5 protein-coding genes and 1 pseudogene are annotated in these 10,708 nt (G+C 35.7%); 5 read left to right on the top strand and 1 reads right to left on the bottom strand.

Annotation, left to right across the window (positions count from 1 at the left end; translation table 11 throughout):
- Positions 1–547: 547 nt before the first annotated feature.
- The 5 genes and pseudogenes from ABE048_RS17360 to ABE048_RS17340 all read left to right on the top strand — a co-directional run.
- A pseudogene (locus ABE048_RS17360) lies at positions 548–1,926 on the top strand (diguanylate cyclase domain-containing protein); the annotation flags it as partial.
- 21 nt (positions 1,927–1,947) lie between these two features.
- Complete coding sequence (locus ABE048_RS17355; protein ID WP_430312533.1) at positions 1,948–2,799, top strand: putative bifunctional diguanylate cyclase/phosphodiesterase; 852 nt, start codon at positions 1,948–1,950, stop codon at positions 2,797–2,799.
- 21 nt (positions 2,800–2,820) lie between these two features.
- The gene (locus ABE048_RS17350) at positions 2,821–4,452 is read left to right on the top strand and encodes a thiamine pyrophosphate-binding protein (RefSeq protein WP_430312532.1); all 1,632 of its coding nucleotides are present in this window, start codon (positions 2,821–2,823) and stop codon (positions 4,450–4,452) included.
- A gap of 91 nt (positions 4,453–4,543) precedes the next feature.
- Complete coding sequence (locus ABE048_RS17345; RefSeq protein ID WP_430312531.1) at positions 4,544–4,915, top strand: carboxymuconolactone decarboxylase family protein; 372 nt, start codon at positions 4,544–4,546, stop codon at positions 4,913–4,915.
- 379 nt (positions 4,916–5,294) lie between these two features.
- On the top strand, positions 5,295–9,698 hold the full coding sequence (locus ABE048_RS17340) for a lamin tail domain-containing protein (RefSeq protein WP_430312530.1): 4,404 nt from the start codon (positions 5,295–5,297) through the stop codon (positions 9,696–9,698).
- Positions 9,699–9,817: 119 nt separating this feature from the next.
- Here ABE048_RS17340 and ABE048_RS17335 read toward each other — a convergent pair whose 3' ends face one another.
- On the bottom strand, positions 9,818–10,369 hold the full coding sequence (locus tag ABE048_RS17335) for a hypothetical protein (RefSeq protein WP_430312529.1): 552 nt from the start codon (positions 10,367–10,369) through the stop codon (positions 9,818–9,820).
- Positions 10,370–10,708: the final 339 nt, after the last annotated feature.

Here is a 10,708-nt window from a genome sequence, read left to right as displayed (position 1 = left end):
CCACATCAACAATGATAGCTCAAGATTTTATTATAAACTTTCATCTATTTTTACTTTTTAAGTGCCTTCATCGAGGGGATTGAAGCCTAGTCGTCCTGTGGCAACGGCTTCGTGACCAACATCGTGTTAGCCCGAGGAGATTGAAGCCAAGCCCGTGGAAAGCGCCGTCTGTAGCGGAACAGCCAAATCTGAATTCGTATCGTAGGAAGCAAGTAATTTTTCAGTGGATATTACTTCGGTCAGTTTTTTATTTTTCTAGAACTGTATGTAGAATCCAAATAAATAATTAATTTCCAAACTAATGAAATAATGAAAAACTTTAATAAAAAACCATTGTTCGCTTAAGTAATTTTAACTATAATTAAAAGATACAATAATAAGGTATTATTACCTGGTCGTTATTAATAGTCAGGATATTATTACATTTTTTACTGTCTGTATAGTAATTTTATTTGAAAATTCAGTGAATATATAATTTCTAATAATAGTAAGAATGCTTTTTGCTTAAATAATAGAGATGAAATAGCATCAACAGTTTTCTTAAAGAATGGAGTTAGGAAGCATGAGTAACTTTGATAATGTTACCCCGGAATATGTTTTAGAGTCTAAAAAGAGATGTGCAAAAAGAGGATTGGATTCTAAGATTGTACCAACACCACAAAAGATTAGTAACGCGGAACTAAATCAGAAACTTGCCGATTATACGAAAATATTTGAAGTCGTTAATTTTTTTATCGATAAATTTTTCCAAATGGTGAATGGGATTCCAATTTTACTTGTCATCTCAGACGATGAAAGTACAATTTTAGAGACTAAGGGAGATTCTGCTATCAAAAGTCAGGTTGAGAAGTTAGGCTTTCAACCAGGTGTAAAGTTCACAGAAGAACAAAATGGTACAAATTCGGTTAGCTTAGCCTTAGCACTAAATCAACCTATTCAACTTATTGGGACGCAACATTATCATGATTTTCTGCAAAGTACTGCTTGTTACACTATTCCTTTTGAATTCGGAATTAATAAAGGGACGATCTCAATTATGACGTTAGTTGAGTACCAAAGTCCGTTGCTCCTATCGATGCTAGCCTCGGTTGTAAGTGCTATTGAAAGAGAATTGCTTTTAAAAGAAAAGAACAAGCAGTTAAATATTCTTAATCAAATTGTAACGGAGTCTACGAAAAATGGCATTATCCAAACAGATCGTAGTGGGAATATTACTGAATTTAATCATTGTGCTGAAGAACTTATTGGCTGGAAAAAAGAAGATATAGTAGGAAAAGGGATTGAACATACTCATCCATTAGAAAAATATCTATATCACATATTGAAAACGGAAAATGATTTTTCTGATGTTGAAATGACTATTATAAATGAAAAAACGAATAAAAAAACGATTTGTTTATTCGATGGGATGCCACTCTATAATCAAAACGGAGATCTTACAGGTGCATTTGGGCAGTTGAAAGATATCACAGAACGCTATGAAGCAGAAGCTCAGATTAACTATTTAGCTTATCATGATGATTTAACAGGTCTTCCTAATCGGAGATTTTTCAAAACAGCATTAAATGCAGAGTTGCTGAAAGCCAAAGACCAAAAAGAAATGTTGGCTGTTTTCTTACTCGATTTAGATCGTTTTAAAAATATTAATGACACATTAGGGCATGAAAAAGGGGATACGCTCCTGTGTGAAGTAAGTAAACGATTAACGGCTTATTTGCCTGGAAATGCGACGCTGTTTCGTATGGGGGGGATGAATTCACCATTATCTTAACAAATGTTAATGATAAAAAGTACGCCAATTCTTTTGCTCTTGGAATCATTGAATTATTCCAGCAACCTTTTAAAATCGATCATTATGAATTTCATATGAGTACAAGTATTGGTATTTCTTTTTATCCTGATGATGGTCAAAAGCTGGATACATTGTTCAGTAAGGCAGATTCAGCTATGTATCGTGCAAAGGAGCAAGGAAAAAATAATGTCATTACTTATAATTCAAATATTGAACAAAGAATAATAGATAAGTTAACGTTCGAAGTTGAGTTGCGTAATGCCATTGAAAATGATGAATTAGTCTTGTATTATCAACCTCAAATTGATTTGGAAACGAAGGAAATTGTTGGCGCAGAGGCGTTGTTACGATGGAATCATCCGACTCTTGGTCTTATTTTCCCTGGGGATATCATTCCTTTTGCAGAGGAAATGGGCATGGCAGATGAGTTAGGAGAGTGGGTATTACAAAATGCTTGCCATCAGTTAAAATACTGGCAAGATTCAGGGTTCCCATCATTAAAAGTAGCAGTAAATATTTCTCCTCAAGATTTTCTGAAAAATGGACTTGTTGAAAGAGTAAAACAAGTATTAGAAATGACAAAATTAGAACCTAAATCTTTAGAATTAGAAATTACTGAATCCATGACAATGGATGTCAATCATGCGATTACAATTTTGGAAAACCTAAATGAATTAGGTGTACAAATTGCCATTGATGATTTTGGTATAGGATATAGCTCACTTAATTATCTAAAGAATTTCCCAATCCATCATTTGAAAATTGATCGTTCTTTTGTCAATGATATTTTGAATGATCAAAATGATGTGAAAATCATCAGTGCAATTGTTTCTTTGGCTCATGGATTAAATCTTGATGTCATCGCTGAAGGGGTAGAAACAAAAGAACAAGCTGATTTTTTAAGTAATTTACATTGTGATCAAGTACAAGGTTACTACTATAGTAAACCTGTTAAACCTGGTGAGTTTGAAGAAATTCTGCGTCTTGGATTTATGAAACACGAATAAAGAGAGAAAGAATGTGTGATTATGAAAAAGACTGTAGCAAATCTATTAATTGAACATTTGAGAAAATTTGGGGTTCAGTATGTATATGGAATTCCAGGTAAACCAATTGTGCCGTTAATCTTGGAAATGGATCGTTGTGAAATGCCGTTTATTCTAGCAAGACATGAGGCTGGTGCAGGATTTATGGCTTCTGGTTATGCACTTCAAAACAATACTTTTGGGGTTGCATTGGGTACATCGGGCCCAGGTGGAACGAATATGCTAACAGCGGCTGGTCAGGCAATGGCCTTCCACCTTCCAGTTATTTTTATTACCGGGCATCCATCCATCAAAGAAACTGGAACTGCTCTTGGCCAAGATTCCACATTATTTGGGACAGACTTAGTTAAAATGTTCGAGCCCGTTACACGATTTAGTGCAAGAGTTGAGCGTGGGGATTTATTTCCAATCTACTTCCAACATGCAATTGAAAAGGCAATTTCAGGGAACCGTGGTCCTGTACATTTATCGATTCCTTCAGATGTATTGTTGGAAGAGATTGAACCTTTTGACTTGGAACTTCCTAAGCCTTATACAATGGTATCCAATCGATTAGATGAAGCGTTATCTGTCATTGAAAAAGCGAATAGCCCTCTTTTATTCGTAGGGAAAGGTGTTCATCTTTCCCATGCATATGAAGAAATAAAAGAATTGTCGATTCGTTTTGATATTCCGATTATTACGACTCCAGGCGGGAAAGGTGCTGTGCGCACAGATCATCCGGGTTATCTCGGTCCATTTGGCCTTGGTGGAACAAAGGAAGCGGCTGCTTATTTAAAGAGCGGAGTTGATTTATTAATTGTAGTAGGTACAAAATTATCAGATATGACTTTAGCAGGTTTTTCGAGTGATATGTATCCGAAACAAATCCTTCAATTCGATATAGATCCAACGTTTGTAGGAAAATCACTTCCAATTCCAACATTTTCAGTTATTGGCGATGCGAAAGATAATTTGAAAGCATTATTAGCTAAAATACAAGAAGTAGTAAAAAAAGAAAGTGCTTTACAGCCAATTACATATGAAAAATCTCAAGATGTCTATTCAAGTAAGGGATATATTTTAGCTTCAAAAGCGGTACAAGTGTTACGAGAGCAATTACCTCCTGAAACAGTTGTGTTTGGAGATGATGGAAGCCATTCGTTTTATGCGATTCAACAATTTGATATACAGCAAGAAGGTACTTTTTACTTTGATGATGTATTCGGCTCAATGGGGAATGGCATTGGATTCTCGATTGGAGCAAAAATGGCAAATCCCGAAACACCTATTGTCTGCTTAACAGGAGATGGCTGCACATTAATGTTTGGAACAGAGATTTCTACAGCTGTTTGCCATAATGTTCAAGTTATTTTCGTAGTATTCAATAATGGAAGACTCGATATGGTAGATAAGGGAATGCGTCATAATGTGGGACGTGCTGTAGGTACTGTCTATGAAGTAGGAGTGGACGTTCAATTATTTGCTGAATCCTTAGGCGCGACATCCTTTAAATGTCGAAAGGAAGAAGATATTGAAAAAGCCATTGTTTTTGGCTTACAAAATCAAGGCCCAACGGTTTTAGAAGTGATTGTGGACCCAGATGAAGTACCACCAACTATGAGTAGAGGGTAAGAGTAGAAATCGTAGTAGCATGAGAATGAGCTATCAATTTTAGTTAAAAGTATTTAGATGGAAATAGTAGAAAAAATGAGGGATAGAAAAGATGGAAAAAGATAGATATCAATTAGGCATAGAAACGCTAGGAAAACTAACAGGAGACGAGAGCGATAAAGTTGTCAAAAATATTGAGTCATTCTCGCCTGAATTCGGTAAAATGATGATTGAATTTGGATTTGGAGAAGTATACGGTAGAACACACTTCAGTCTAAAAGAACAAGAAATCATTACACTAACTTCACTAATTACACAAGGAGCAGGCGAACGTCAACTCATGTTCCATTTCAAAGCAGCAATGAATGTGGGATTATCTAAAGAGGATATAGTAGAAATTATCATGCATTGCGCCGCATACGCAGGATTCCCTAAAGCCTCCGTTGCGATTGAAGTTCTACAACAAGTGATGGAACAAGAGTAACTTGATTACCAGGAAAAACGTACAAAATTTTATTTTAAATAAGAAAATATTATGTTAAAAAACTACACCTATTAGTCTAATTGACGAGAGGTGTAGTTTTTTGATTAGGTTGACTGGCTGGCGAAGAAAATTTAGATGGATTATTTCCTGCTAATTTTCGTAAATGTAGAATATTCACTTCTGAATTTCAATGATACATGCATTGAATAGTTATCTGGGTGTTCTTCATTAAAAATCTCATTAGAGAGAAAATGATACATTATTACTACAAAAAATAAAATTTTACAATTCCATACAATAACTTTACTTCTCCTTTAAATTACCAAAAAACACATTTCCTATAATGGAGATGGATATTTTAAAGGAGGCAATGTTAACAATGACAAAGAAAATGTTTACATCAGCAATAGCGGCGGGTATCCTTTTTTCTTCATTAGGGCTTCAAGATTTAGGATTTGACCATGCTTATGCAGAACAACAAGCACCTTCTATATTAATTACTGAAGTTACACCAAGTACTGGCAATATTAATAATGCTGATGGCTATGAATTTATTGAACTATATAATAACTCAGATCAAGAGATTTCACTAAAGGATTATAAATTAATCTATCGCTATCCAGCATCTGCGAATAAGGCGGATGCAGAATGGGGCTTTACCGAAGATAGAAAGGTGCCAGCGCATAGCACAATTGTCGTTTGGGTGAAGAATAGTGCTAATAGAGATGCTACTCTTGATCAATTCAATGCATACTATAAAACCAATTTAACAGAAAACCAAGTTATTTCTATTGAAACAGATGGTATGGCAAATGCTGCTGAACGAATCCTTGTAGTTTCGGATACATACAAAAATGAAATCGTTAGCGCAAAATATGTAAAAGAAGATGTAAAAGAGGACGTAGGTATTCAATATAAATGGTCTGGTAAAGATCAAACAATGGAGATTTTAAAAAAGGATGAGGGTGTAACGCCTGGACAAATCATTGATGGACAAGTCCCTGAAAATCAAGGTGGAGATGTGAAAGATACAACTCCTCCTGTTATCACACATACGCCTATTACGAAAGCAAGTGCAGAAAAAGGGTTGAAACTTCAAGCGAAAGTGACAGATGACGTATACGTAAAAAATGTTGTATTGTCCTATCGCTTAAATGACCAAAGTCAATGGTCAGAAGTACCAATGAATATCTCTTCAGATAATAACTATGACGCACAACTAACTGCCCCTCAGTTGGTAGGAAAAGAATTAACATACAAAATTACGGCTTATGATGGAACGAATGCTGTCTCATCAGATGAATACAAAGTCGAGATTTCACATGAACCTTATAATCCACAAGATGTTCCTTATTTATTGGTGACAGAGCTTGTGCCGGATTCCACGAACGTCGGAAATTCTGACGGCTACGAGTATATTGAAGTGTACAATAACTCTGACAAAACATTGAATTTAAAAGATTATAAAATTCACTATCGCTATCCAGCTGAGGGACCGGAAGCAGACCTCATATGGGCTCCTGAAAAAGAAGATTTGCCATTAGCCTCTGGAGAGGCAATGGTCTTTTGGATTATTAATGCAGAAAACGGAGCAAAAACAGTAGCTGACTTCAATCAAAACTATGGTGTTAATTTAGTTGAGAATAAAAACATCGTCAAAATGTATAACAGTGGTATGGCAAATGGCAGCAATCGTGGGATTGCGATTTCAACCAATACAGGACAAGATATTTCAGTGGGCTATTATAATATTAACGGTACAAATGAAGACTCAGCAAAAGACAAGGGCATACTATATAAGTTCCCAACAATCCCTGGCGATAATATTATGAAAAAATATAGCAGTAAAATTGAGAACGGAACACCAGGCACCGTATCTCCGTATCAAATGCCGGAAGAAAAAGTAAAGCTTACAGAAGATAATGTGGCACCTGTGATTTCAGATCAATCGATTACTGACGCTGTATTAGATCAGACTGACGTTAAGTTGAAGTTTGACATTAAAGACAGCCAAACGGTCAAAACAGCCCGTCTTTACTACAAGAACAATCAAGAATCTACTTATCATTCTGTTGATCTAAAAAAAGATCATGCAGATGGCTTATTCAGATATACAATCTATTCTGCTAATTTGATTGGTAAAGAGTCGCTAGAATACTATTTAGAAGCTTCTGATGGTACGAATACAGCCACAACAGATAAAAAGAAGATTGGTATTATTCAAGATAAACGTCCTGAAGGTCTCACACTAAATGTTGAAGACAATTCTTTACTATCAAAAAATGTATTATTAAAAGCCTTCCATTCTAAGGATAATCATGATACGAAGCTAGTTTTGGATGGTCAGGATATTACCAGTAATGCAACGTTTACAATGGCTGATCCAGCTTACTTTGCAGTAGATGTTGTAAAGACAAATTTATTTTTCAAAAATGCTATTACAATAGGGGACGAAGCCTTACGTATTTTCGATGATACGATTAATGACTACACAACATTAACAGTGCCTATTGATCCTAAATACTTTGAGAAAGGGAAGGAAACAAAAATCTCCATTCGTTCCGGTACGAAAGTGTCACCATTTGATACAAATTCAGAGGAAAACCGTGATGATTTTTATGTCAAAAATATTCGCCTCATTTTAAAAGATGGAACAGTTATTTATGATCCAAAATATAATAATCCAACAAAGGAAATTCCTGTTGGAGATAGTAGTGGAATGACTCCAGTATTAGATGCCAACTTTATGGTGCCTGATGAAAAATATGCAGCTAAATCTTATGCATGGGATACAACTACTGCAAAAGATGGTGAGCATACTTTCATTGCACAGAATAGGAACGAATCTACACAGGCTAAAGTATTGGTCGATAATACTGCCCCTAAAATAACATCATCTGTAGAAGAGGGAAAAGAATACAAAGGTGATTTTACACTGCAAGCAGAAGCAGTGGATGAACATGCAGGTGTACAAGAAGTCACAGCTACATTAGACGGCAAAGACATTACATTACCTATGAAAACATCTTCAGCTGAATTAACACCTGGTGCACATACATTTACCATCACAGCAAAGGATCAAGTAGGAAATACAGCAACAAAAACAACAACATTTAAAGTGGTGGAAGAGCAACCTTATGCTCCAGTATTAATCACACCAAAGGATAAAGCGACAGGTGTCTCATTATCACCGAAGCTTGAAGTAAAAGTATCTGATCCAACAAATGATCAGTTAAATGTATCGTTTAACCGTGGTTATCAATATAAAGCTGACCAAACATCTCATATGACAGTCTTTGCGAACAATGCAGACCGCGAGCCGCCAACAACCATCTCATCGGCAGGAGAAAAGCTTGTCAAAGAGGTAGACAAACTAACAAAGGTGGATGGCCAATATATTACGACAACTGGCTTAGAAAAATATCCATACCACCGTTTTGAAATCAAGCTCGACAAAGCAGTTGACAACGATGACGACATCGAAGTGAATTGGGAAGGTAAATCAATAATCGGTCGAAAAGTTTCGATGTATGTATGGAATTTTGATACAAGTAAATGGGAAGTGAAAGAATGGAAAATCGCAGAAAATAGTGAGAACTTCAAACTTCATGCTTCTATTAAAGGAAAATCATATATAAAAGATAATAAGATTCAAGTGATGGTACAAGATGAAATCGCTGCAACCAATCAATTTGATTATTCATTAATTTGGATGTCCGATACGCAATATTATTCTAAAAGCTACCCTCATATTTATAATAAAATGACGGATTGGATCGCTTCTCAAAAAGAAGCAATGAATATAAAGTATGTCTTCCATACAGGAGACTTAGTTGATAATGAGGATCAAGAGTATCAATGGCAAAATGCGGACAACTCGATGAAAACACTTGATCAAGCAAATATACCTTATGGTGTCTTAGCAGGGAATCATGATGTCAATCATAAAGGAGAAGATTATACAAAATATGGTGAATACTTTGGCGAAAGCCGCTTTAAAGGAAAAAATTACTACGGGGCCTCTTACAAAAATAACCGTGGTCACTATGATTTAATTAGTGAAAAAGGAAATGACTTCATCATGGTATATATGGGATGGGGCGTCAATGAGGAAGACATGGCTTGGATGAACAAAATACTGGCACAATATCCAGAGCGTAAAGCGATTCTCAACTTCCATGAATATTTGCTCGTATCTGGAAATCGAAGCCCAATCGGTGATGAAATCTATAAAAAGGTAGTTGTACCAAATAAGAATATCATTGCCGTACTATCAGGGCACTATCATGATGCTGAAACGCTGATTGACGAAATCGATGACAATAACGACGGTACTCCAGATCGCAAAGTATATCAAATGCTAGCTGATTACCAAGAGGGACCTGAAGGAGGACAAGGCTTTATGCGTCTACTTCAAGTGAACCCAGTTGAAAATAAAATCTATATGAAAACGTACTCTCCGTACTTAGATAAGTTCAACTATTATGATACAAATCAGTATCCAAGCAAAGACGAATTTGTGATTGAAACCGATTTAACACCAAAAGAAAAAGTAGTCGCAACAGATGCAATTGAGGTAAATGTCTACACAAATAATGAAATTGGTCATGTGAAAAATGTCAAAAATGACAAAATTGCATCAGCCAAATGGAAAGACTTAGAAAAGGGTCAAAACTACAGCTGGTATGTAGACGTTACCGATCGATTTAAAGGAAAAACACGCTCTCCGATATGGACATTTAAAACAATCGACGACAAAAAATCCCACCTTGGGAAAAAATAAAAGTAAAAAAAGTTCCAGTCTCTTAGGAGGCTGGAACTTTTTTGCGATCTCTATAGCACAGTAACTTGTTTGTTTAAAAACTTAGACTTTGTTGGTGATTCAAATAGAAAGCTTAATGCCTAAATATCAATAGCAACTCCATATTTATCCAATACGTTTTTTAGTGATTCTAAATGTCGTAATGATTGGTTATGATTGTCTTCATACGTTGTTTTATAAAATGCATCTTGGTCTACTGAATAAAGTTTCAAGCTTCTATATGTTCCTTTTTTGTAACCAAGATAATTACGGAGGGCAGCCTGAATCTCTCTTTCAGCATTTGTTTTAGGGGATAAATCCAGGTCTGTTAGACGGTTAATCCGCTCATCTGCTAATTTAGTGAATTTTGCTTTGTTATCTTCATTTTTTATATAGGACTCATCATTTACCACATTTTGTACAACGGCGTGTATCTGGTCACCGGCCTCTGCTAACTCAAGTTTTAATACTTCGTTTAAACGATTGACGAAATCATTTGATACTTCCCTGTCATATGCCACCTGAATTCCAACAGATTCATTTGATTTCGAGTGATCTATAGCATTGTCACCACTACAACCAGTAACAAAAATAGCGCTTGTCATTAACAAAGTAATAAAAGAAAACTTTTCAAGATGCATAAGTTTACGCATAAAATCCTCCTTGAATGATCCTTATTTTCATATGATTACATTGTTAATATGGTCAAATAAATAATGAAAATATACAAAAATAAAAATATTTACAAATTATGATTCAGATTAGGATGTTCCGCTACAGACAGGCGCTTTCCGCGGGTTTGGCTTCAATCTCCTCGTCGCTACGTTTAGGGTACTGAAAAAGTGTTTAAATACAAATATTAATAGTATTAATCTGGTTTCTGTACGATGTGGAATTAGCTACGCTTTCCGCGGGCGAGCGTTGAGCCTCGTCGTTCACTTCGTTCACTGCGGGGTCTCACATGTCTCGCTTTCCCGCAGGCGCCTTCGCTA

Origin of the sequence: Rummeliibacillus pycnus, assembly GCF_050459865.1 — a bacterium.
In the GTDB taxonomy this organism is placed as follows: domain Bacteria; phylum Bacillota; class Bacilli; order Bacillales_A; family Planococcaceae; genus Rummeliibacillus; species Rummeliibacillus pycnus_B.
The sequence above is the reverse complement of the archived record's forward strand: the minus strand, read 5'-3'. Positions and strand labels throughout refer to the sequence as shown.

What these genes read in the sequence shown, in the direction of transcription:
- ABE048_RS17345 (WP_430312531.1), top strand. Translation starts at nt 4,544, where the DNA reads ATGGAAAAAGATAGATATCAATTAGGCATAGAAACGCTAGGAAAACTA.
- ABE048_RS17350 (WP_430312532.1), top strand. Translation starts at nt 2,821, where the DNA reads ATGAAAAAGACTGTAGCAAATCTATTAATTGAACATTTGAGAAAATTT.
- ABE048_RS17340 (WP_430312530.1), top strand. Translation starts at nt 5,295, where the DNA reads ATGACAAAGAAAATGTTTACATCAGCAATAGCGGCGGGTATCCTTTTT.
- ABE048_RS17355 (WP_430312533.1), top strand. Translation starts at nt 1,948, where the DNA reads ATGTATCGTGCAAAGGAGCAAGGAAAAAATAATGTCATTACTTATAAT.
- ABE048_RS17335 (WP_430312529.1), bottom strand. Translation starts at nt 10,369, where the DNA reads ATGCGTAAACTTATGCATCTTGAAAAGTTTTCTTTTATTACTTTGTTA.